This window comes from Paenibacillus sp. BC26 (assembly GCF_900116125.1).
GTDB classification, from domain to species: domain Bacteria; phylum Bacillota; class Bacilli; order Paenibacillales; family Paenibacillaceae; genus Paenibacillus_Z; species Paenibacillus_Z lignilyticus.
This window is the reverse complement of sequence record NZ_FPAD01000004.1, coordinates 301,294-323,958: the sequence shown is the minus strand read 5'-3', so window position 1 is coordinate 323,958 and position 22,665 is coordinate 301,294. Positions and strand designations below refer to the sequence as shown.

Below are 22,665 nucleotides of genomic sequence, written 5' to 3'. Positions count from 1 at the left end.
ATCAGGGAGAGGGGAATTACGGTGACGGCAGCATTACGATACTTTGCACAGCTGGAAGAGCTCCTTGCTACGGTCATGGACCGAGAAATCCATGCGATTCGTGAGGCGGCCGGCAAGATCGCTCATGCCCTTATGAATGGGGGGCGGCTGCATCTCTTCGGCACGGGACATTCGCATATGATCGCGGAGGAGCTGTTTTATCGCGCCGGGGGCTTGGCCAATGTGAACCCGATCTTCCTGGAAGGACTCATGCTGCATGCCAATGCGCTGCAAAGCACGGAGCTCGAGCGGCTGCCGGGGCTGGCGCGAATCGTATTTGATCAGCAGCAGACATGCGAAGGAGACGTACTTATCATCGCATCGAATTCGGGACGCAATGCGGTTAATATCGAGATGGCTCTGATTGCCCGCGAACGGGGACTGCACGTTGTTGCATTGACAAGTCTGAAGCACTCCGCTTCTGCAACGTCCAGACACAGCAGCGGTAAGCTGCTTTACCAAGTATGCGATACCGTCATTGATAATCACGGCATAATCGGGGATGCAAGCATTGCAGTCGACGGCTTCCCGCGCAGGGTTGCGCCAACCTCGACGGCAATCGGCGCTGCAATCGTCAATGCCATCGTGGCTGAGACGGTTGAGCTTATGGTAAAAGGCGGTTCGATGCCGGAGGTGTTTGCGAGCAGCAACGCGGATGGCGGAGACAGCATCAACCAAAGCCTGGTGCACAAGTACAGAGGGGTGATTCGAGCGCTATGAAGCTGAGTCTGCCGACAGTGTGTTTGACGGTGCAAGAAGCGGCTGTGGGAAGTGTTTCCAGCAGCGTCATTCAGAAGTGGTGCGGGATAAACGACAGTGAATACCGGGTTACCAGTAAGCCGGCTGCAGCTGGCGAGATTCGCATCGCGACGATTGCCACGCAAAGCGAACGTTACACCTATATCCGAGAGACAGGGATGCTCTCCGATGAAATCTTTCAATTAGACATTCGTCCCGAGGACAGTGGCGGCCACTACGTCGAGATCACTCACTCGGGAGAACGCTCTCTATGGTTCGCGCTCAACAAGCTGAGAAGGCTTGTGCAAGAGCAGCTTTTGTCCGAAGGCATCATCTACGATTATCCATGCTTTGCAATGCGCGGCATTATTGAAGGTTTCTACGGAAAACCGTGGGAGGCAGAGGAGCAGCAAGCGATGCTGCGATTTATTTCTGCTTCAGGGATGAACACCTACTTCTATGGCCCAAAGGACGATAGCTATCACCGAGCCAAATGGCGCGATGAATATGACGCTGCCTCTTATGCGCGATTGAAGCTGCTGTTCGAAGAGGCAAATCGACTTTATCTCGATTTCTATTATTGTATCGGACCCGGCTTGTCGATGCGCTACTCAAGCGGTGAAGATCGGGCCGCATTGATTGCCAAGCTCAAACAGATCCACGGTCTGGGCGTGCGGAAATTCGGTTTGCTGTTCGATGATATTCCGGGTGAATTGCAGCATGCTGAGGATCGCAACGTCTATGAGGATCTCGTAGCCGCACATATTCAAGTGACGCAGCAGGTATATGCAGAGCTCAAAGCATATGATCCCGCCATTCAGCTGGTCGTTTGCCCAACACAATACCATGGCAAGGGCAATGAGTACTACGTGTCTAAGCTGGGTCAGAACCTGGACCCGGGCATCGATATGTTCTGGACGGGACGGTACATCTGCTCGCGTGAAATTACGCTGCTTGAGGCAGCAGCTTTCGTGCAGAGCACGCACCATAAACCGCTATATTGGGACAACTATCCCGTGAACGACGTGGAAATGAAAAATGAAATGCATATCGGGCCTTATCGTGAACGCGACCCGCATTTGTACCGCTTTACCAGAGGCGTGATCGCGAATTGCATGGAGTATGCGGAAAGCTCGAAATTCGCAATTGCCACCGTCGCGGATTACCTCTGGAACCCGATTGGCTATGAACCGGAGAGCAGCTGGAAGCGGGCGGTGCTGCGCATCGTCGGCGAGAGGGATTATAAGCCGTTTCTCGCTTTTGCCGATAACGTGCTTTACTCCTGCTTGTATCTGCGCAACGCGCCGAAGCTTAATGAAGCGATCGAACAGTTTCTGTTCACCTTCGACTTCGGTAACCGGGAAGAAGCGCTAGAGAAGCTTGGAGCCGTTTTCTCCGAGATGGAAGCGGCGGCAGCGCATCTGCAGCGCGGTATAGACAATAGAGCTGTCTATACGGAGATGAGCCGCTGGCTTGCGAAGTACGAGAAAGGCTGTCAGCTGCTGCAAACCGCCTGGCATTGCTTGAACCGTTCCAAATCGGAAGATGGGGTTTCATTCGATCTTCAGTACAAAGCTTTCAAGTCGGACCCAACCTATGTATTCGGCGATATTATCGATATGTTCGCAGATAAAGTTTTTGAAGAAATCAAGGGGTAACTATTATACGGGGGTGTGTCAAAGATGAAAAAAATGATGATGACGTTAAGTGCGGCAATGCTTGTTCTGTCCGGTGCGGCAGGCTGTGGGAATGCAAACGATAAAGGAACGAGCGGCAATGAAGCCGCTAATGCTGCCGGCACAGAAGAATTCACCCTTCGCATTGCCATGGGTTCTCCGGGCGAGAAGCTGATCGCAGTCTGGAACGAGCTTAAAGACCAGTATGAGGCGGCGCATCCGAATATCACGGTTGACCTGAACTTCCAAGACGATGATATGTATCAAACGATTGGACTGCCGAACCTGCTGAACAGCGATAATGCGCCGGATATTTATTTTGAATGGGCAGGTCAGCGCCTCAAGATGCGCAATGACGAAGGCTACGCGGCGGATTTGACGGAAGCCGTCCAGCAGGATGGCCTGAAGGATCGTTTCGTGCCATCGGATTATAACGGCATGACGATCGATGACAAGGTGTATATGATTCCGAGTAATGCAGACGTGACGAACATCATTTGGTACAACAAGGATATCTTCAGCAGCTTGAAGCTGACGCCGCCTAAAACGTGGGACGAGTTCATCGAGGTATCCAAGAAAATTCAAGCAGCCGACATTACGCCGATTGCCGTAGGCAACAAGGATCTGTGGGCGGGCGGCAACTGGATGGCGCACATCATTTCGCGCGTAGTAGGCGAGCAAGCCTATGCCGATGCCATGACGCTGAACAAGCCGTTCAATTCTCCTGAGTTTGTGAAGGCACTGAACTACATTAAGGAGCTTCGCGACGGCGAGCTCGTGAATAAAAGCGCCAATGCGATTGCCGATAATGAAGCGGATACGCTATTCATGAACGGACAAGCCGCGATGCATCCGATCGGGAGCTGGTTCGTATCGACCGCGCTGGAAGAAGCGCCGGATTTCGACTATGACTTCTTTAACCTTCCTTCCATGCCGGGCGGTGCCGGAGACCAATCCAGCGTACTCGGCGTAGCAACAGGCTACATGATTAATAAGAAGACCGAGCATCTGCAAGCTGCGATTGATTTCATGAAGCTCTACGTTTCTCCGGAAGCTTCCGCGAAGCTGCTTGAGAACGGGGTGACGCCGATGGCGAAGGGCTCCGTAGATCCTTCGAAGACCGACGCGCTAACAGTGAAGCTGAACGACTTGCTGAAGAACGCGACCTCGCTGGTATCGCCGCCGGATACGGGCTATAACCTGGAGATCGCCGATGCGCTCAATTCCGCAACCTCTCAAGTATTGGGCGGCGACAACACGCCGGAAGCGGCACTCGCAGAGGTAGACAAAAAAATTGCACATTTAAAGACGGATAAAAAGTAAGCTGAATAACTCTTCGCCAAAATGTGGGATGCACTCGGGAATCGCGCCTAAGCGAGAAACGATGCATCCCTTTAATCAAACGAAACTCGAAATGAGGTTGCGGAATTTGAATAAGAAATGGCGTATCGCTCCGTATCTGTTTATCGCTCCCGCTGTACTGATGTTCGCCTTTGCGGTGCTCATCCCGATTGTTCTGACGTTCTCATTCAGCTTCTTTAAGTGGAAAGGTTATGGCAGCATGACCTTCACCGGTTTCGACAACTACGTCCGTGCTTTTCAAGATCATATCTATGTAATGTCTTACGTGCACATCTTTGAGTACATTCTACTGACTATCCTGCTTGAGATCGTGGTCGGACTTGCTCTTGCCGGACTGATTACGATGAATTTCCGCGGAACCGGACTGTTCCGGGTTGCTTTCTTCACGCCGATGATGCTGCCCATGGTCATCGTGTCGTATCTGTGGGCTTTCGTCTATAATGCGGATTTCGGATTGGTCAACTCGCTGCTTCATTCGATAGGTTTGGATAGCTGGCAGCATGTATGGCTCGGAGAGAAGCAGACGGCGATGATTGCCGTTTCCGTCGTATCCGGCTGGGTGTCCGCAGGGTTCTACATGACGATCTTCTATGCCGGGATCCAGCGCATTCCGAAGGAAGTCTATGAGGCGGCACATTTGGATGGCGCTAATGAATGGCAAGTTTTCTTCCGCATCAAGATTCCGATGATAATGGATCTGGTGGAAGTGGGCCTCCTGCTCTGTATCTTGGGCGGCTTCCAGGCGTTTGACTTGTTCTACGTGATGACGAACGGCGGACCGAACAATAAAACCGAAATCGTTACGACTTACTTGGTAAAAGTAGTATTCAAGAACGGCGATGTCGGTTATGGCTCCGCACTGGCTGTCCTGATGACCATCGTCATTACGCTGATCGGAATTCTGTTCAATAAGTTGAAGCCAAAGGATGCAGGCAAGCTGGAATATTAGGCGTAAAAAGGAGATTGTTCCATGAGTGCAACTATATATAAGAGCAAACCAAGCGTTGTAAATAAAGTATTCGCGACCGGCTATTATATCGCCATGACTGTATTATCGGTGCTGTTCTTCTATCCGATGTACTGGATGATCATTTCGTCCTTCAAGTCCAACAGGCAGATCTTCTCCTCCCCGTTCTCATTTCCGAAGAAGATTGATCTGAATAACTGGGTGCAGGCATGGAAGGTCGGCAAAATGAGCATTTACGCGCTGAACAGCGTGATTACGACTTCGATTACGGTCGTCGTCATTCTCATTTTCGCCGCACTGGCTGCCTTCGCATTCAGCAAGCTGGAGTTTAGGGGCAGCAGGCTGCTGCTGGCGATGTTCGTGCTCGGGCTGTTCATGCCGCTGCAGTCGTACTTCATTGCGCAAAACTATATTTTCGAATATTTGAATCTGAAGGACACGCGTCTTGCCCTTATTATTCCTTATGTTGCAATGGGCTTGCCGCTTGCCGTGTTCCTGCTTAAGGCCCATAACGATTCGCTGCCGAAGGAATTGCTGGAGTCCTCCCGTATGGACGGCGCTACCGACTTTACGATTTTCTCGCGTGTCATGCTGCCGCTTATGATGCCGGGATTGTCGAGCGTGGCGATTTTCTCGGCGCTTAATTCTTGGAACGAGTTTCTGCTGGCGCTCTTATATATTCAGAACGAGAAACTAAAAACGATCCCGACCGGATTGCTTGCGTTCTCATCCCGTTATATGACAAACTATCATTTACTGTTCTCGGCCCTCTCGATTGTGACCATTCCAATGATCGTGGTGTATGTGCTGTTCCATCGCCACATCGTAAGCGGGTTAACGGAAGGTTCACTCAAGTAGCATGTAGTGGTAGAATATAGGATATTGGAATGTAAACATTGATTATTTAACCGATTGAGAGTGTGGTCCTATTGAAGAAGCAGTTGGTTAATATTAACTCGGTCAAAATTCAGAACCGTAAGCTTGTATTTGAGGAACTCATTCATAGCGATATTACAACTCGTCTGGAGCTTGCGCGCAAGACAAACCTAAGCGCCGCGACGGTTTCCTCGATTGTGGAGGATTTCGTGAATGTCGGGATCACCGATGAAACGAAGGATGAGAAAAGCACGGTGGGCAGGAAACCGAACCTGCTTAGATTCTCGCCCAATCAGAAGCAGATGCTCATCATCGACTTTACATCGATTCATTTTCATTATGTCATTAAAGATTTATCGCTCGTTACATTAAGTTCTTATTCGTACACGTATCAAAACGAGCTGACGTATATTCAAAATATCGAGCAGTTTTGTAAAGACATTCTTAGCACGATTGAGCAGCTGCAGACGGAGAATGAGCTGATTGGAATCGGTGTCTCCACTCCCGGGCCGTACAATCAAGAGAAGGATATGGTTGTGAACTGTCTCATACCGGCATTTGGCGAAGTGAACCTGCATCAGGTGCTCTCGAGATATCTGCCGGAGTTTCCGATTATTATCGACCACGATGTGAAGCTGGCTGCGATGGCCGAGCTGCAGCGGGTGCCGGAATCGGCCTCTAAATCGATTTTCTTTATTTATTTGGGCGAGGGTGTCGGCGGGGCAAGCGCGGCTTGGAACGAAATCTCGGAAGGGGCAAACCACCTTGCCGGTGAAATCGGACAGATCGTCATTGCGCATGGAAGCGGGCAAAACCTGGAGCAAATGATTTCGTGGAATGAGTTCGTTCGACGTATTACAGAGAAGGATGCGCTTGCAGGTATATCCCAGCAGAAAAGCTATGTAGAACGTTTCCAAGACGGAGATCCCATTGTTGCCGAGGAATTGATCCGTGTGGCAGACTGCCTGGCAACGGCATTCAACAATATCGCATGGTTGTTCGACCCGCATATGATTATTATCGCAGGGCAGTACAATGTGTTCGGAGAACCGTTCATGGCATTAATATCGGAGCGGCTTAAAGATAGGCTGCATAAGGACATATACGATAGTCTGAAACTGACGTTCTCCAACTATGAGGAGAAGAGCACGCTCGTCGGAGCGGCGATTGCCGTGAGAGATCGCTGGATCGACAATCTATAAGAGTGAAGGGAACAGAAGCCAGCATGAGAACAGCGATAATTCTGGCGGCCGGAGCGGGTACGAAAATGTGGCCCTTCGCCGAAATTCGGCCAAAGGCGATGATTCCGGTTGCAACGAAACCGCTCATCGCGCATCAAGTGGAGTCACTCAAGGCGCTCGGATATAGTAAAGTCATCATCGTTGGGGGCAAACTGCACGGCCAGATACGCAATTACTTCCGGGAGCACGGTCCAAGCGTCTCCTCGAAGCAGGGAATGGACATTATCGTCGTTACGGACGAGAAGGCGCAAGGAACGGCCACCTCATTATGCGCTGCCCGCAGCGCTTGCGCGGATGAAGATATACTCGTCTTGTATGGTGACACGCTGGTGGATCAGGCGGATCTGGAACGGCTCGCCGCTTCGTTCGAGCAGCGATCCGGAACCGAAGCTGCCGCTGCGCTGGTACATCCGCTGGGTCAAGAGCCTTCCTCAGACTGGATATGCTGCAGGCTGGAGGACGGCAACGTCGAGCATATTATGGGACATCCGCGCGATGACTATAGCCACCGCTTCTGTGCATTTGCATTCAGCAAGGATTTCTGGGCTTATGCAAGCACCAACTCCGGTTTGTTTACAAGCGTACAGGTCGGCATGATGCCACCGCTTGAGGGACATTTGGAAATGTCGTTGCTGGATTGCATGAATGACGGTTATGCGGTCCGTGCAGTGGAGACAATCGGTGAATTTGTTGATCTGGACAAGCCTTGGCATATTCTGCTTGCCAATGAAATCGTGGCTCGCCGAGAGTGCGCGAAGCTGACCGGCCATGTGTTGGCTGAAGGCGCCTCGATTGATCCAAGTGCTTCTATAGAAGGATTCGTGAAGCTTGGTGTAGGCAGCAAAATCGGTCGTAATGTCATTATCGAAGGCAGCGTAATTGTTGGCGATCATACGACAATCGAGAATGGCGCGATACTGAAGGGCAGCCATATGATCGGCAATGATACGTACATCGGCAATTATTGTTTTCTTTCCGAGGGCACGACTGTGGGGAGTCACTGCGTGGTAAATCATTGCGCAGAGCTCGACGGCGTAATCTTCGATACGGTGTACTTGTATCATTACATGGAATTTTACGGTGTCATTGGCACCTCTACCGATCTTGGTGCAGCAACCGTTTGCGGCACGCTGCGTTTTGACGATGGGAGCACCTCGCATCGTATCAAAGGACGAAGGGAAACACCTCGCGAGCACAGCAATGCGATTTATTTAGGCGACTTCGTCCGCACCGGCGTTAATGCGATTCTGATGCCCGGCGTGAAGGTTGGGGTCTACAGTGTCGTTGGCTCCGGCGTTATCCTGGAGGAAGATGTGCCGAACCGCAGCCTGCTCTATGTGAAGCAGGATCTCGTGCGCAAAGAGTGGGGTCCATCTAAATACGGCTGGTAGATAAGAAAAGAACCTGACGACGGCTTGCGCCGAAATCAGGTTCTTTTTATTTATAGTGCCGCTTATTCCGTTGGCAGCTTTCTGCGCAGCTGTTCCATTTGCTCATTGATCAATGCATCTTTAGCCGGTGCGCCAGCGGCTGTACCAGCCGTTGTTGTAGGCGCGCCGTATGAATCGCCATAACCTGCGCCGTATGGTTGGCGGGACATGGCCACTTGGGCTTCCCATTGCGCGATTTTCTCTTCGATCCGCTGGAAGCCGCGGGAAGCGGATCCGCCTTCGAGGCTGGATCGGCCGACGCTGAAGCTCGGCATGCCGGAGCGGGACTTCGCTGCTGTTTGCTGAATGCGTGCCAGCAGCTCTTCACGTTTCTTGAGCAGCAGCGGCAGTTCTGCGCGGGCTTTCTCTAGCCGCTGTGTCAATTCAGCGATCGTAAGCTTCGCTTTCTCGATCCACTGCGTATATTCTTGCACCTTCTCGGTATAATGCAGCTTCGCGGTCAATGCCTCGCGCGCCGTTGCTTCATTGCCGGCTCTCATGGCGTCGAGTGCCTTAGCTTCGCTGTGTTCTGCCATGACAGCAGCTTCATTAGCTTGCTGTTGCAGTCCTTTTACCATCGCTTCTTGCTTGAACAGCTCCTGCTGTGCAGTCGCGATCTCCTCTTGCATGCCGCGTACGTATTGGTTAAGCATCATTGCCGGATCTTCCAGCTTATCGAGCAATTCGTTAGCAGCTGCTTGTGTAAGGTTGAAAATGCGGTTTAACAATCCCATTGTTGAACATCTCCTAGTTTTGGTTTTTGTAATGACTAACTGGCTTAATGACGGTGTGCAGTTCGTTTATTAATTAAACGTGGAAGCGAAAGTGGCTGTCCGGGGACAAGACCTCGAATGGCGCTTTCGGTACAAGCAAGCTTGCGATAATGTAGACAAGCAGCGTAGTACCGAGGCTAAATACGCCGGATACGATCAGAACAAGTCGGATGATGGTCGGGTCAACGCCGAGCCAATCGCCAATACCGCCGGATAGACCGGTCAATTTGCGGTTCAAAGTGGAGCGGTAAAGCTTCTTCATGTGAAACATCTCCTTTAGGTTTGTGTAGTTGTCGTGGATAATGGATTGCCGTCTATTGTGAAGGTATTTGCTGGCTTAAGGGGTTAACGTTCAACTCATATCCTTAGTTTAAAATAGGACGGCCTTCCTCGAAACGGTCTGGCGGCTGTTCTTGATGCTGGCCTTAAGTCGGGGGCCGCCTCCGACCTTAGGCGGCCGGGAACGACAAATAAGCACTCCGTATCCAGCTCGGTGTAATGCCGAAGCTGTAATCAGAGTGCTCATAATCACCACTAGGTCGCCACCGCAGCGATGCTAAGGCAGCAGTTTAACGACATTAAAATTATCTTCGATTAACAACCAGTTCTGCGGGAAGCTAAGACCGAGCTTCCAATAACTAATGCCGCGCAAATTAAGTTGTTTAAGCAGATTGAATTTCGCTTGAATAGATCGGGCATCCTCAAACCATACCTTATGCTCTTTGCCATTCGCGTCCCAATAAGTGAAGTGCGGCGCTTGAGCGGTATAGTCGTATAAGATTTGAGCGTTGAATTGTCTCGCGAGGGCAATGGCCGCTTGCGGACTGAGGGCTCTGGCATAGGCGCCGCCGGCCACATAGGGCAGTGTCCAATCATAGCCGTACAAGTTCTGTCCCATGACGATTTTGTTCGCCGGGATTTCCGTGAGGGCGTATTCCAGCACCGTTCGAACCGGGCCGATCGGAGAGACGGGCATAGGCGGCCCGCCGCTGTAGCCCCACTCATAGGTCATGATAATGATGAAGTCAGCGATCTCCCCGTGAGCTTTATAATCATGGGCGGAATACCAAGCGCCTTGTTGGGATGCGCTTGTTTTGGGAGCGAGCGCCGTGGACATGGTGAGTCCGGCCTTGTGGATCGGTACGACAGCTTTGCGCAGAAACTGATTGTAGGCTTCCTTGTCTTCCGGACGGAGATGCTCCAGGTCGAAGTGGATGTCCTTATAATTCAGACGTTTCGCTGTTTCAAGAATGTTGGCAATCAGCTTATTCTGCAGTGCCGCATCGTTCAGAATGAGCTGGCCGAGCTCCGCGCTGAACTGATCGCCTTCCAAATTGGTGATCGTCATCATCATCGCTGTGCGGTTACGCCGCGCGATGGATTCGAGATCGCCGAGCGGAGGCAAGGCAAGTGTAGCGTCGCGCTGGATGCGGAAGCTGGATGGTGCCAGATAGGTCAGATGCGGGGCTGCATTACGTGCTGCCTCCGTCAACGCGGGGGAGACCGTCGTCCCTCGCGTATCAATATAAGCGTTGATTACAGCGTTGCGTCTCGGAATTGGTGGAATATAGAGGCGATGGCCGACCTGCAGCGTACTGTTGATCCCGATGTCGTTAATGGAAGCGAGCTTGGCCGCCGTAGTGCCGAATTTGCCGGCGATAGTCGTTAGTGTATCCCCGGGAAGCACCCAGTAATATTGTCCGACAATCGGAATGACCAGTGCCTGTCCGATAACCAATGTATCGTTAGGCGAAATCTCATTAGCGGAAGTAATATCCGAAACGGGTATCCCATACGCCTGTGACAGTCGGTAAAGCGTCTGCCCCGCCTGCACGACATGAATTTGCATTGTTTACCCTCCTCAAGTTCAACTTTAAGAAAGCAGAAGCCGGAACTCACCTCTTACAATGCTATTCCGTTCCAATGCCGCACATGTCAGGGCCGAAACCGTTATTTGGTCGGAATTTCGGCATTGGTTGCTCGGATGATTTCGGAAATACGCGTTTCGAAAGCGCCGACTCGCTGTTTCTGCTCCACAATCGTGCGTGAAATGGATACGAGCGTGGTCAGCGATTGGAGCGTACCTTCATGGGAGTTTGCTTTTATCGTTTCATTTAAGGTTTTGACGACCGGTGAGATGTTCTTCTTCGTGCCGGCAATGACCGATTGTACCGATGTAATCTGGCTGCGCAAAGGATCCGTTTCGGCGAGCTTGGCGCGCAAATGCTTGATGGTAGCGGCTGTGGAAGCCTTTGCGGACTTAAGCATCTCTTCTTTGACGCGAATTTCCGTACGGGCAAGCTGGGTGGAGGGCTTGAGCAGATCCGCTTGAATCTGGAGTAAGGCAGCCAACTGCTTCAGCTTGAGGAATTTGGCATCTTTAATTTGGGTATTCAGCGAGGTGTACATAGCAAACAGCGGTTTATAGCGTTCTTTGGTCTGAGCTACGTCCTGCGTAAGCTTGCTGATCTTCGCGGCATCAATCTGGCTGATGCGCGCGCGGATAGCGGTCATTGCATTGCCGTTGTAGTAGTGAAGGGAAGCGATCGCCGTATCCAGCGAATCCTCCCTCTGCTGAAGAGTCGTTAAGCTCAGCAATTGAGCAGTGAGATTCTGCCTCATGGCATAACTGCCGGCTTCGGTTATTTGCTTCGATAGCTTGCTCTGGGCAGATTCGGTCAGTTTCACGGATGATGCGGAGACGCTGGCTGGCATGGAGAGCAATAGTGCGAGCAGAGCAAGTAGTACGGCTGAAATCGGCTTTCTCATCATAGAATGTAACATAGCGATAAGCTCCTCCTTGGACGGGTTCCCCTTGTAAACGCAAAAACACCCGCAAGAAAGGCATGATCGCCTTTGCTTACGGGTGCTTCCAACGTAAGAGAACTTATTTTGTTTATTTTGTAAAATGTATCCCATCCGCCGGAAAAAGTCAATCGGTTTGTGAAGTCGACGATTGCTGGATTTTACTGGTTTAAGCTATAATGAAATAACAGATTCCAAGCCTGAAGTATTCGCCCTGCTACACCCCGAACGGATAAGACCAATCCAAGAGTTCAGGAGGCTGTGACGATGAGTGAACAGAAGGATCGTGAGCTGATTTTCGTATTTACGGGACCGGACGGCTCCGGACGCAAGACAGTTGCCGACAGTGTAGGCACAACACTCGGTATTACCAAGGTAATCTCGTATGCGACACGCAGACCACGTTCGGGAGAAGTGAACGGTCAGGATTATCACTTCATCACCCCTGAACTGTATGATCAATTCGATGCCGACGGCGATTTTATTGAAAGCGTTACCGTCAATGGGAACCGCTACGGTTTACGGGGCAAAGACATTGCGTACAGCCTGAAGAAGGGCGGCAGCATCTATTTGATCTTGAATCACGAAGGTGCCCATGCGCTGAAGGATATGTATGGTGAGCGGGTAGTGCGGCTGTTCATTTATGCAGATCGGCGAACCGTTCAGGAGAGGCAAGCGCAAGAAGGAATAGACCCCGACATTATCAAATCCAATCTGGATCAATATGAAACAGCAATTCTCTACCAGCCGCGGTGCGAGCACGCTTTCGAGAATTACGATCTTGCGCATACCGTGTTTGAAATTTCCAATACGCTGGAGAGTTATCTGGAACGTAATTTGGAAGAGCGCGACTAACGATAGGATGCTTAAATAAAACCCGCCCCTTTCGGAGAAAGGGCGGGTTTTCGTTTGTTCGTCAGTAGGTTACCCCATTCGGGAACGATAGGTCGTCGGTGCCGTATCCGTCAGCTTCTTGAACAGGCGAGAAAAGTAGAACATGTCCGAATAGCCCAGGAGCGACGCGATTTCCATGACGGTTTTGTCGGTGTTGAGGAGCAGCTTCTTGGCTTCGGCTACTTTGAGCCGGTGAACAAATTCGCCAAGCGGATAGCCCGTATAGTCATGCACGATTCGTCGTAAAGTCGGAATCGAGATATGATGTCTTGCCGCGAGCGCCGTGCTGTCGAGCGGCTGATAGACCGTGCCGGCCAAGTCGTCCAGCAGGTTATGCACGAATAAGGCGCGGCTGCTTGTCTGCGTCTGATTGAAGCGCAGCGACATGTCGAAGAGCAGCGATTCCAGCGCGAGCGCGGCCCGATCTTGATTGGCGGGAACGGCGCTGTCCATGAGCTGGAAGATGAGCTCGATTTTGCTCAGGAAGCTCTCGTCGGTTCCGACGAATTTCACGAGCTCCGGGTGCTCGTACCAGTTCGCAAGCCATTCTTCAATGCGCTCGCCTTCGAGTGCAAAATAATACTCGTCCCAGTAGCCGTCCGTCTCCGGACCGTATTGAAACACCGCGCCGGGGTACAAGCAGAAGAGCGATCCGGCTTCGACGATTTGCCGTTCTTCTGAATCGGTTTGGTAGTAACCTCGTCCTGCTCCGATATATACGAATGACCAACGATCGAATTCGGCGTTTTCCCGTCTGGACGTGCGTCCGGGCAAATGGCCGGCATTCGTAATCATCAGCGATTTCACGCGCAGCTTCTTCACATCAACCATGCAGTCGAACAGGCGCATTGGTAACGGACTGATCATATTGTCCATGTAGGTTGGCATGGTGTGCATTCTCCCATCCTTCATAACAAGGTAAACTCATTATAACGAAAACGATTACAGAAGGGAAAGGTTGATCAAATCATGACAACAGCTGAAAAGAAACTCAATATAGGTGTAATTGGTGCAGGTTCGATTTCGGGTGCGCATCTGGGAGCTTACGCGGCTAATAAGGATGCTGTCCTTGTGGCGATTTGCGATAAGAATGAAGAGCGCGCTCAAGCAGCGGCGGACAAGTATGGCGCTTCTAAGATTTATACCGATTATCGCGAGCTGCTTGCCGATCCCGGCATCGATGCCGTAAGCATCTGTACTTGGAATAACACCCATGCTGAAATTACGATTGCTGCGTTGGAAGCGGGCAAACATGTATTGTGCGAGAAGCCGCTTTGCAAAACAGTCGCAGAAGCGGAACGGGTACAAGCGGCAGTTGAAGCAACGGGCAAATTGCTGCAGGTCGGTTTTGTGCGTCGTTATGCTTCGAGCATTGAGGTTCTGAAACGTTTTATCGATGCCGGCGATCTTGGCGAAATTTATTATGCCAAAGCAACCTGCCTGCGCAGACTCGGCAATCCGGGCGGCTGGTTCTCCGATATCGAGCGCTCCGGCGGCGGTCCGCTGATCGATCTTGGCGTTCATATTATCGATATTTGCTGGTACCTCATGGGCAAACCGAAGGTGAAGTCGGTCAGCGGCAATACGTACCGCAAGCTCGGCAACCGTTCGCATATTAAGAATCTGGGCTTCTATAAAGCCGCGGATTACGATGCAGAGAAGAACGATGTGGAAGATCTGGCGAATGCCGTTATCCGCTTCGAGAACGGCGCTTCCTTGATGGTCGATGTCAGCTTCACGCTGCATGCGCAGAAGGATGAACTGTCTGTGAAGCTATTCGGCGAGCAAGGCGGAGCTGAAGTGGAGCCGGCGCTTATTATTATGGGCGAGAAGCACGACACGATCGTGAATATGACGCCGCAGGTCGATCACTCTACATTTGATTTTAACGATGCGTTCGGACGCGAAATCGGGCATTTCATCAACAGCTGCCTCGGCCGTACAGAGACACTCAGCCCTGTTCAAGATGGCGTGGAAGTGACACGCATGCTGTGCGCGATCTATGAGTCGGCGGCAAAAGGGACCGAAATTCATTTTTAATCAGAAGGGTTGATTGAAGCGATGACGATTCATTTATCCAATAAAATAGGCGTTATCGTGGACAGCTTCGGTATTGGCGTCCGCGACGGATTGTTGAAGGCAAAAGAAGTTGGCGCGGAAGGCGTGCAAATCTATGCGGTATCCGGCGAGATGGATCCTGCCAATATGGATGCAAACGCTAGACGCGAGATGCGCTCGCTTATCGACGGATTGGGGCTGGATATCTCCGCACTTTGCGGCGATTTGGGCGGACATGGTTTCCAAGATGCTGTAGCCAATCCGCAGAAAGTCGAGCAGTCCAAGCGTATTCTCGATCTGGCTGTCGAGCTCGGCACCAACATCGTGACGACTCATATCGGTATCGTGCCGGATGATAAGAACGGCGCGATCTATGCGGCGATGCAGCAGGCTTGCGAGGAGCTTGGCCAATATGCGAAGAGTTTGAATGCATATTTCGCAATCGAGACAGGCCCGGAACCTGCTGCGCATCTGAAGAGCTTCCTGGATACGCTTAGCACGAACGGCGTTTCCGTCAACTTCGACCCTGCGAATATGGTCATGGTGACAGGCGATGATCCGGTCCAAGGCGTGATTACGCTGAAGGATTATATCGTGCATACCCATGTGAAGGATGGCAAACGACTGCGTGTTGTCGATCCGCGCCAAGTGTACGGCTTCCTTGGTTATCAGAAAATGACGCACGAGCATATTGCGGAGATGGCTGCCGGCGGATTGGATTTCGAAGAGCTTCCGCTTGGTGAAGGCGCTGTCGATTTTGACGCTTATTTTGCTGCCCTGCAGTCCATTGGTTATACAGGCTATTTGACCATCGAACGCGAAGTCGGCGCGAAGCCGGAGCTGGATATTCGCAGAGCGGTCGAGTTTATTAAACAGTACCGCTAAGGTGCTGAATGGAGGATATATAAGATGAAAATCGCGGTTAGTGTATGGAGCTGCCATAAATATTTGTACGACGGTTCTTGGCAAAACGCCGACTTTATCGATTACGCGGCTTCGGTTGGCGCGCAAGGCGTCGAGCTGCTCAGCGTGTTCTGGAATAAGGAGAGCGACGTGCCTGCGGTTCACGATGCTTTGGCTCGTACGGGCATTAAGCTGGCGTGTTTCGGAGCTTGCAATGATTTTGTGAAAACGACGGCTGAAGAGCGTGAGGTACAGCTGCAGGATATCATCTTGGCTGTCGATATGGCCGTCGAGTTCGGCGCAGAGGTCGTTCGCGTGTTTGCGGGCGATCGCAAGGAAGGCATCAGCTACGAGCAAGCTAAAGGCTGGATCGTGGAAGGGCTGGCTAAAGGGGCTGCTTATGCAGAGAGCAAAGGCGTTGTGCTTTGCTTGGAGAACCACGGCATCTTCGCAGGGAAATCGGAGCAGGTGCAGGATATCATCACCTTGGTTGGTTCGCCGGCGCTGCGCAGCACCTTCGACATGGGCAATTTCTTGCTCGTCGACGATGTGCCGGCGCAAGCGTTCGAAGCGCTGCATCCGCTGATTCGTCACGTGCATGCTAAGGACTTCGCGCGCGTGGGCGAAGATCAGAAGGAAGGCGTGCTGCGCGCGCTTAGCGGCCAGCCGTTCGTTGGCACCGTGCCGACCGAGGGCGACGTTGGCGTCGCTTCGATCGTCAGCAAGCTGGCGGGCGTTGGCTACGACGGCTGGATGAGCGTCGAGTACGAAGGTCTGGAAGAGCAGAAGAGCGGCACAGCCAGAGCGGTAGAGAAGCTGGCGGAAGCGGTCGAAGCTGCTTCTGTGAAGTAATAGGGAGCTCCGGGTTACCATGCGAGGAAGTGCATGGTGGCTTGGGGCTCTTTTGTTTGTTTTGGCTGGGCGTGTGAACCCCGCACCCCGCACCCCATAATACCGCCAACTGCCAACTGCCATATGCCAACCGCCAACTTGTTATTCAAACTAACCGTTTCCGGTCTGTGATTGCGGCTATTCCGCTCCTGCAGCTTAATTAGCTTCTGCCAGGAGCTGAGAGTCGGAAAATCCGACTCTCAGCTCAAAAACAGCGTGAAAAAGCAGCTGAGAGTAGGGAAATCCGCTTCTCAGCATGCAATTTATCTAACTAACGCCCTGTTCGGAAGCTGAAAGTCGGAAAAACCGACTCTCAACACGAAAACAACACGAAAAAGCAGCTGAGAGTAGGAAAATCCGCTTCTCAGCATGCAATTCCTCCAGTTAGCCTCCTGTTTGGTGGCTGAGAATTAGAAAACCCGGCGCTCAATACTAATACAGGTTGAAAAGGTAGCTGAGTGTGGGAGTGAGTAGCACTAGGAGCAACACATCGGCGGTAAAGTGGCAGAGTTGGTGGAAGAGTAGCACTAGGAGCAACACATCGGCGGTAAAGTGGCAGAATTGGTGAAAGAGTAGCACTAGGAGCAACACATCGGCGGTAAAGTGACTGAAACAGTGGAAGAGTAGCACTAGGAGCAACACATTTTCGGTAAAGTGACGGAAACGGTGGAAGAGTAGCGCTAGGAGCAACACATCGGCGGTAAAGTGGCAGAAACAGTGGAAGAGTAGCACTAGGAGCAACACATCGGCGAGAAAGAAGCAGAATTGGTGAAAGAGTAGCACTAGGAGCAACACATTGGCGGTAAAGTGACGGAAACGGTGGAAGAGTAGCTTTAGGAGCAACACATCGGCGGTAAAGTGGCAGAAACAGTGGAAGAGTAGCTCTAGGAGCAACATATAGGCGAGAAAGAAGCAGAATTGGTGGAAGAGTAGCTCTAGGAGCAACACATCGGCGAGAAAGTGGCGGAAACGGTGGAAGAGTAGCACTAGGAGCAACACATAATCAAACAAACAGAAGCAGCAAATGATGCCGCCCCGCTGCTTGGACTCACTCTACGACCTTGAGGATCGTAGCGTAGCTGCACTCGCCTTCCGTCCATTTTCCACCCGCGACGAAAATGTATTGGCCGGGTTCGGAGGGAAGGAGGAACTTGCCGTCTTGTTTCGTTAATGGCGTGAAATTCTGATTAACCCAAAGACCGCCCCAGGTTTCCGTAGGCTCCGGTCCGCTGTGAAAAGAAACCGTTACTGCTGATCCGGAATTAACGATGTAAACCTTCGAATCCCGCACCAGCATATCGGGAGTCGGAGCGTCTGCGATTGCATTTTTCCATTGGTAGGAGCCTTTGATGAGCGGAATTTCCACTTGATCGACGATAATGTAGGCATTCGGCGGTTCAGTCGAATTCGCTTCCGACATCGATGAACCTCCTCTTGAGCAGCCGATACTAAACAATGAAACGAGCAGCAGGCAAACGACCAGCAAAACCCACCTATTCTTCATCACTCTCACCTCTATCCCTTTGACGCACAATCCTTTCTTATTGTTGCCAGCACGATGTCAGCGCAATAAAAAAGCCGTAACTCCCGCGCAGTTCAACATCGCTGCAGGTAGTTACGGCTAATTTACTATTAGTTAATCAGCTTTGCCTCACGCAGTAAGTTGTAAATGACACTTGCTGCGGTTTCGCGAGTGACGGCTACAGATGGTTGGAAGTGGGCTTCGCCATTCAGGTCGATGCCCTTCATCAGACCGCTGTTCGTCACGAGTTCAATACTATCCGATGCATACGCAGCGATATCGGCTTCATCGTGATACGCAGTATGCGGAGGAAGCGTTGGAGCGGGTACTTGAAGCAGCTTCAGCGCGCGAGCGAGAATGACCGTTAAATCCTGTCTGCTTATTGGAGCATTCGGCTTGTACTGTCCTTGACTGTCGCCTTTAACCAATCCAGCCTCAACGGCAGCGGTTACTCCATTGGCATACCACGCATCCTGAGGCACATCGGCAAAAGCAGACTTCGCGTCAGACGATTGCAGGCCAAGCGCGCGAGCGAGCATGACGGCGAATTCGGCACGCGTCACTTGCTGCTTCGGCGCGAAGGTTGTAGGCGTTGTGCCATTGAGCAGGAACGTATCCGCGAGGGTTTGAATGGCCGATTGGGCCCAGGAGTACTTAATATCCGCGAATGCTGTGTTTCGGAAGGCTGCAGCATAAGTGGATAGACCAGGGCGGCTTACTACAACCGTAACCGTGCCATCTGAATGGGTTTCAGAGGCGGCCGGAGTAGGGAAGTAGCTGCCAATCTCCTCGAATAATACACCAAGTCGATCGACAGCACTGCTGCCAGTCACGGTAAAGCTGCGTTTAATCAACGTTGTAATCGGCACCGCGAGTGGCGTAGATCCTTTATCCGTTACAGTATCCACCTCGAAGGAGATCGGCGTTCCTACAATTACAGCACCGGGATACTCCTTCTTGAAGGTATCCGCAGCCGCTCCATCTGCTGCAATTGTTACACGAATGGATGCATCAGCAGGTAGATTCGCGAACAGGGATGTAGGAAGTGCAATCGACGATGCCCCTGTTGTCAAAATAACCGTGCTGCCGCCAGCTGCGCCAGCCAACAGCTTCAATTGAGCAGGTGTCAGCTCCAGCACTGCCTGCTGCTTCTCATCCACACTTACTTTCAGGACGAGTGCCGCAGGTGCAGGAGAAGCTTCATTTAACGCTTTCTTCAGCTCATCATCCGTAACGAGTACTTTCACGGATGATCCCGTTTGAGTAGTGGAACTACTGAGGAAGGAGGCATGTTGTCCTTGCTCCAACAGTTTCGCGATCGTTGGACTATCATTTGGGATAGTCGGGGTGCTAGGAATAAAATACCCTCCGCCACTGCTTCCTCCGCCGATTCCCGCAAGAGTAACAGTTACCGTTCTACTGGTCTTCACATCTGGCATGATCTCAGAGGCAATCGTGACGGTCAAATTTACTGTTGTCGTGGAGCTAGGTTGTGCTTTAAGAACACCTGCATCATCAATTAGCGAAGGCACACTGCTCTTCGTAACATGGTAGGTAACACCTTCTTTTACCGGAAACGTCAGTACAGCTTGATCAAGGACGGTCTTGTTCGAAATCGTAGCTGCAAAATCCTCCGCAGCCGCTTGAACGAGAGCTCCATAGGAGTGAACGGCAAAGGTTGTAACAGAGGTGTAGGCATAATGGTTACCGTCCTTATCCAGGAGTGGCTGTCCATCCTCGCCTAACACCAGTGCTGATACTTCCAAACGGTAAGTGCCGTCAGCAAGCTCGCCGGTGATCGGCTTGCCGTTCTCATCCAATAGGATATCGCCACCCTTGTCATCCAGAGTCTTGTAAGTGGCGGTCAGCGCCGGCGTGAATTCATAGATATCCGGATCGATAGGAAACAAGTTCTCTTCTTCATCTGAATTGGTGTACCTACCCAAAATTCCAATAAATTGATCATCAAGATTATAGACATTTACATCCACTTGATAAGTATCTGGAGCTCGTAAATCAAAGCTTAACTTCATTGACTCTGGCACACCGTCAATGCCCTCAAAGGGAGGTGAAATCACCTTAGAAGAAAGCTCGAGATCTTGCACACCATACCAGTTATCAGGTTTTTGCTCTCCCACATGTACCACAAAAGGAAGATGCAAGGCAGGAAATTCAGGGTGTTCAACGTTCTCAAGCACCACTTCGCCTTCATAAATCCCCTCGGCAGCATCCGCATGAGGTGCAAGGGTGAGTGCAAAAGGCGTCGAAGAATTAGCTGACGCGTTCACCACTCCGTCCGTTAATCCTGTCAACTGAACATCAATAGCACTTGGATCTGGCGTATCGAGATACGAGTCCACTTCGTGCATCTTAATTGAAGCATGATAAGACACGTCCTCATCCGAGCTGTTCTTCAGCTGCAGCTGTTCAGTTGCGGCCGCGGCACCTGCTTGCATCAAGCCAAAGCTAGCAGAATCACCGTAGTTTGTTACTTGAACCGGCTGAAGGTTCTTGTCATAGATCGTCAGCTCGTCAATCGTCTGCAGCAAAGCAGGCGTTTCAATCGCATGCGCGACATTAACACGACCTGCGCCTTGCGTGTACACATCATACTGCACGCCATCCTGATCGTAGAGCGTATCTGCCGTGTTAGCTAGTGCAGCACGTACGTCGAAAGGACTCCAATCCGGATGCTCTTGCAGCAACAGCAGCGCAAGTCCTGCGACGTGAGGCGTTGCCATGCTTGTCCCTGAGATGCGGTTGTACGCTTCCTCATAGGAAGCTTCCGGATCATATTTGGCATATTCCGGCCATGTAGACATAATACTATTGCCCGGTGCGGCAAAATCCGGCTTTATCCCATACACACCATCGGAGTTCGGACCTCTGGAGCTAAAAGACACCATGTGGTCACCGCTTGCCATCGCACTTTCAAATCCGCTGAATGTCAGCGTAAGCGCTGTATCCGGAGTATCGAGAACAGCCTGTGCAAAAGCGCGACCCTCTGCTCCAGACATATCGTAGGTTTGGATGAAATCGAAGCTGTCTCCAAGGAAGCCAAGCTCTCCGATAAATCCATCGCGACTATTGCCGTCACCATCAGTAATAGATGCCGAGAGGTCAGCTTCAGCAGGCTTACCCGCCTTGGCATTGCCATTAAAAATAACGGCTGCTTTGGCGCCGTGACTCTTGGCAATAGCGATTTTGTCCACGAATGCAAGTGTGCCTCGGGAAATCACAACTATTTTACCTTCTACATTCTTGCCATTATAATCTCCATCAGCACCAAGGCCGACATATACCGCATCCAGCGGCGCCGCGCCAAGGGTTTCTTCGAAATTTTCTTCGGCTGTCCGCCAGCCCATGGCATGCAGCTCGTAGGAAGTGCTGCTTAACGAGCTTACAGCGTCTGCAGCAAAACGGCTTCCAGGGCTGTCCGCAGCACCGACGGAGATGCCCAGTTGCGAGCTTGCCGGCGTTCCCATCGTGTAATAGCCATAATCACCGGCGTTGCCGTTGGCAATAACAACAACGGTTCCGGCCAGTACGGCATTATTGACGGCAATCGCATCCGGCGAGTTCGGATCCAAGTCGCCATCGGCCCCCAGAGACAAGTTGATGACGTCCATGCCGTCCTTAACAGCCCGTTCGATACCGTCAATGACGGTTGCGCTTGAACCGGAGGCATTACCGCTGGCATCCGCGGAGAGTACTTTATAGACATACAGATCGGATTCGTACGCGATCCCCTTCTGCACAACACTTGAGGTTGTATTGGCAGCTCTGCCGACTATCGTGCCGGACACATGAGTCCCATGGTCCGATACTGCTAACCCTGGACCGTAATCTTCATAAGGATCGTCGTCCCCGTTGGCGGAGTCATAACCGCCTTTATAAGCTCCGGCTAAATCCGGATGCAAATAGTCTACACCCGTGTCGATGACGCCGACTTTGAGTCCTTTGCCGGAAAGGCCTTTCGCCCAAGCGGCATCAGCGCCGATTTGATGGATCGGGTTGATATCGTATGGCGTTTCTTCTTCAGTTGCAGCTGGCTCCACAACCGGAATGCTCGTATACGTGCGATTCTCGTAAATGGATAGCACGCCCGGCAGCTTGGCCAGCTGTGGAATTTGATTGGCAGGAACGGATACTTCGAGACCGTTCAATACGGTGTTAAAGCGGTAGTTAACTTTGAGAGTAATGCCTTTGCTAAGCGCCGTGTTGATAAGGCCGGTTTGTTCAGCGCGAAGCGAGCTTTCCGACGATTCGGCTGCCAGCGAGCTGATTCCTGACTTTGCAGCGTATTGGCCTGCGGCTGTAGGTTGACTGCTAAGCTGAACGATTACACGAGTGACTTCGGATGAGGCAGTATGCAAATTAGGTGAGATAAAAGCAGGCTTAGGGCTGGTTGACTTAGGTGAGAGGGTAGCTGGCAAATTTCCTAACTGGCCGGTAATGTGGAAAAGGTTGGAGGTGTTGGGTGAGGGCGT

Annotated in this window: 18 protein-coding genes; 11 read left to right on the top strand and 7 right to left on the bottom strand. The window is 51.6% G+C overall.

The features are described from left to right. Positions 1–21 precede the first annotated feature (21 nt). The 7 genes from BM412_RS25020 to BM412_RS24990 all read left to right on the top strand — a co-directional run bounded on the left by BM412_RS25020 (position 22) and on the right by BM412_RS24990 (position 8,290). A complete protein-coding gene (locus tag BM412_RS25020) occupies positions 22–759 on the top strand; it encodes an SIS domain-containing protein (protein WP_091224334.1) in 738 nt (245 codons plus the stop codon). Then, entirely contained in the window at positions 756–2,435 is a 1,680-nt protein-coding gene (locus BM412_RS25015) for a protein O-GlcNAcase (RefSeq protein WP_091224332.1), read from the top strand. The genes BM412_RS25020 and BM412_RS25015 overlap by 4 nt, the downstream gene beginning before the upstream one ends. Before the next feature lie 24 nt (positions 2,436–2,459). Beyond that, entirely contained in the window at positions 2,460–3,776 is a 1,317-nt protein-coding gene (locus BM412_RS25010) for an ABC transporter substrate-binding protein (RefSeq protein WP_091224330.1), read from the top strand. A gap of 106 nt (positions 3,777–3,882) precedes the next feature. After that, complete coding sequence (locus tag BM412_RS25005; protein ID WP_218163182.1) at positions 3,883–4,764, top strand: carbohydrate ABC transporter permease; 882 nt, start codon at positions 3,883–3,885, stop codon at positions 4,762–4,764. A 21-nt stretch (positions 4,765–4,785) separates the two neighbouring features. Further along, the gene (locus BM412_RS25000; protein WP_091224328.1) at positions 4,786–5,640 is read left to right on the top strand and encodes a carbohydrate ABC transporter permease; all 855 of its coding nucleotides are present in this window, start codon (positions 4,786–4,788) and stop codon (positions 5,638–5,640) included. Between the two features lie 71 nt (positions 5,641–5,711). Further along, on the top strand, positions 5,712–6,860 hold the full coding sequence (locus BM412_RS24995) for an ROK family protein (RefSeq protein WP_091224326.1): 1,149 nt from the start codon (positions 5,712–5,714) through the stop codon (positions 6,858–6,860). Positions 6,861–6,883: 23 nt separating this feature from the next. Then, positions 6,884–8,290 (top strand): NTP transferase domain-containing protein, encoded by a 1,407-nt coding sequence (locus BM412_RS24990; RefSeq protein WP_091224324.1) that lies wholly within the window; start codon positions 6,884–6,886, stop codon positions 8,288–8,290. A gap of 62 nt (positions 8,291–8,352) precedes the next feature. On the opposite strand, the gene BM412_RS24985 is transcribed toward BM412_RS24990, so the two are convergent. The 4 genes from BM412_RS24985 to BM412_RS24970 form a co-directional block, all read right to left on the bottom strand. Next, positions 8,353–9,063: a PspA/IM30 family protein gene (locus BM412_RS24985; protein WP_091224322.1), complete on the bottom strand. Its 711-nt coding sequence runs from the start codon at positions 9,061–9,063 to the stop codon at positions 8,353–8,355. Between the two features lie 73 nt (positions 9,064–9,136). Next, positions 9,137–9,364: a PspC domain-containing protein gene (locus tag BM412_RS24980; RefSeq protein WP_091224319.1), complete on the bottom strand. Its 228-nt coding sequence runs from the start codon at positions 9,362–9,364 to the stop codon at positions 9,137–9,139. A 294-nt stretch (positions 9,365–9,658) separates the two neighbouring features. After that, positions 9,659–10,951 (bottom strand): glycoside hydrolase family 18 protein, encoded by a 1,293-nt coding sequence (locus BM412_RS24975; RefSeq protein WP_091224317.1) that lies wholly within the window; start codon positions 10,949–10,951, stop codon positions 9,659–9,661. Positions 10,952–11,052: 101 nt separating this feature from the next. After that, positions 11,053–11,886 carry a hypothetical protein gene (locus tag BM412_RS24970; RefSeq protein WP_091224315.1) on the bottom strand — a complete coding sequence of 278 codons (834 nt, stop codon included), beginning with the start codon at positions 11,884–11,886 and terminating at the stop codon, positions 11,053–11,055. A 288-nt stretch (positions 11,887–12,174) separates the two neighbouring features. Here BM412_RS24970 and BM412_RS24965 point away from each other — a divergent pair, with 288 nt between their 5' ends. Next, positions 12,175–12,762, top strand: coding sequence for a guanylate kinase (locus BM412_RS24965; protein WP_091224313.1), 588 nt, complete (start codon positions 12,175–12,177; stop codon positions 12,760–12,762). A 69-nt stretch (positions 12,763–12,831) separates the two neighbouring features. Here BM412_RS24965 and BM412_RS24960 read toward each other — a convergent pair whose 3' ends face one another. Continuing rightward, positions 12,832–13,689, bottom strand: a complete 858-nt coding sequence (locus BM412_RS24960; RefSeq protein ID WP_091224311.1) for a helix-turn-helix domain-containing protein — start codon at positions 13,687–13,689, stop codon at positions 12,832–12,834. A gap of 81 nt (positions 13,690–13,770) precedes the next feature. Between BM412_RS24960 and BM412_RS24955 the strand changes: the two genes are divergently transcribed. The 3 genes from BM412_RS24955 to BM412_RS24945 are packed head-to-tail and all read left to right on the top strand — an operon-like array spanning position 13,771 to position 16,614. Next, a complete protein-coding gene (locus tag BM412_RS24955; RefSeq protein WP_091224309.1) occupies positions 13,771–14,841 on the top strand; it encodes a Gfo/Idh/MocA family protein in 1,071 nt (356 codons plus the stop codon). Positions 14,842–14,862: 21 nt separating this feature from the next. After that, the gene (locus BM412_RS24950; RefSeq protein ID WP_091224307.1) at positions 14,863–15,744 is read left to right on the top strand and encodes a sugar phosphate isomerase/epimerase family protein; all 882 of its coding nucleotides are present in this window, start codon (positions 14,863–14,865) and stop codon (positions 15,742–15,744) included. A gap of 24 nt (positions 15,745–15,768) precedes the next feature. Continuing rightward, positions 15,769–16,614, top strand: a complete 846-nt coding sequence (locus tag BM412_RS24945; protein ID WP_091224305.1) for a sugar phosphate isomerase/epimerase family protein — start codon at positions 15,769–15,771, stop codon at positions 16,612–16,614. A 1,087-nt stretch (positions 16,615–17,701) separates the two neighbouring features. Here BM412_RS24945 and BM412_RS24935 read toward each other — a convergent pair. Both BM412_RS24935 and BM412_RS24930 read right to left on the bottom strand, forming a co-directional pair. Next, the gene (locus BM412_RS24935; protein ID WP_143111699.1) at positions 17,702–18,157 is read right to left on the bottom strand and encodes a hypothetical protein; all 456 of its coding nucleotides are present in this window, start codon (positions 18,155–18,157) and stop codon (positions 17,702–17,704) included. A 128-nt stretch (positions 18,158–18,285) separates the two neighbouring features. Then, positions 18,286–22,551 (bottom strand): S8 family serine peptidase, encoded by a 4,266-nt coding sequence (locus tag BM412_RS24930; RefSeq protein ID WP_256256579.1) that lies wholly within the window; start codon positions 22,549–22,551, stop codon positions 18,286–18,288. Between the last annotated feature and the right edge of the window lie 114 nt (positions 22,552–22,665).

What these genes read in the sequence shown, in the direction of transcription:
- BM412_RS24960 (WP_091224311.1), bottom strand. Translation starts at nt 13,689, where the DNA reads ATGCCAACCTACATGGACAATATGATCAGTCCGTTACCAATGCGCCTG.
- BM412_RS25010 (WP_091224330.1), top strand. Translation starts at nt 2,460, where the DNA reads ATGAAAAAAATGATGATGACGTTAAGTGCGGCAATGCTTGTTCTGTCC.
- BM412_RS25000 (WP_091224328.1), top strand. Translation starts at nt 4,786, where the DNA reads ATGAGTGCAACTATATATAAGAGCAAACCAAGCGTTGTAAATAAAGTA.
- BM412_RS24990 (WP_091224324.1), top strand. Translation starts at nt 6,884, where the DNA reads ATGAGAACAGCGATAATTCTGGCGGCCGGAGCGGGTACGAAAATGTGG.
- BM412_RS24955 (WP_091224309.1), top strand. Translation starts at nt 13,771, where the DNA reads ATGACAACAGCTGAAAAGAAACTCAATATAGGTGTAATTGGTGCAGGT.
- BM412_RS24985 (WP_091224322.1), bottom strand. Translation starts at nt 9,063, where the DNA reads ATGGGATTGTTAAACCGCATTTTCAACCTTACACAAGCAGCTGCTAAC.
- BM412_RS24965 (WP_091224313.1), top strand. Translation starts at nt 12,175, where the DNA reads ATGAGTGAACAGAAGGATCGTGAGCTGATTTTCGTATTTACGGGACCG.
- BM412_RS24975 (WP_091224317.1), bottom strand. Translation starts at nt 10,951, where the DNA reads ATGCAAATTCATGTCGTGCAGGCGGGGCAGACGCTTTACCGACTGTCA.
- BM412_RS24945 (WP_091224305.1), top strand. Translation starts at nt 15,769, where the DNA reads ATGAAAATCGCGGTTAGTGTATGGAGCTGCCATAAATATTTGTACGAC.
- BM412_RS24935 (WP_143111699.1), bottom strand. Translation starts at nt 18,157, where the DNA reads ATGAAGAATAGGTGGGTTTTGCTGGTCGTTTGCCTGCTGCTCGTTTCA.
- BM412_RS24950 (WP_091224307.1), top strand. Translation starts at nt 14,863, where the DNA reads ATGACGATTCATTTATCCAATAAAATAGGCGTTATCGTGGACAGCTTC.
- BM412_RS25015 (WP_091224332.1), top strand. Translation starts at nt 756, where the DNA reads ATGAAGCTGAGTCTGCCGACAGTGTGTTTGACGGTGCAAGAAGCGGCT.
- BM412_RS24980 (WP_091224319.1), bottom strand. Translation starts at nt 9,364, where the DNA reads ATGAAGAAGCTTTACCGCTCCACTTTGAACCGCAAATTGACCGGTCTA.
- BM412_RS24970 (WP_091224315.1), bottom strand. Translation starts at nt 11,886, where the DNA reads ATGTTACATTCTATGATGAGAAAGCCGATTTCAGCCGTACTACTTGCT.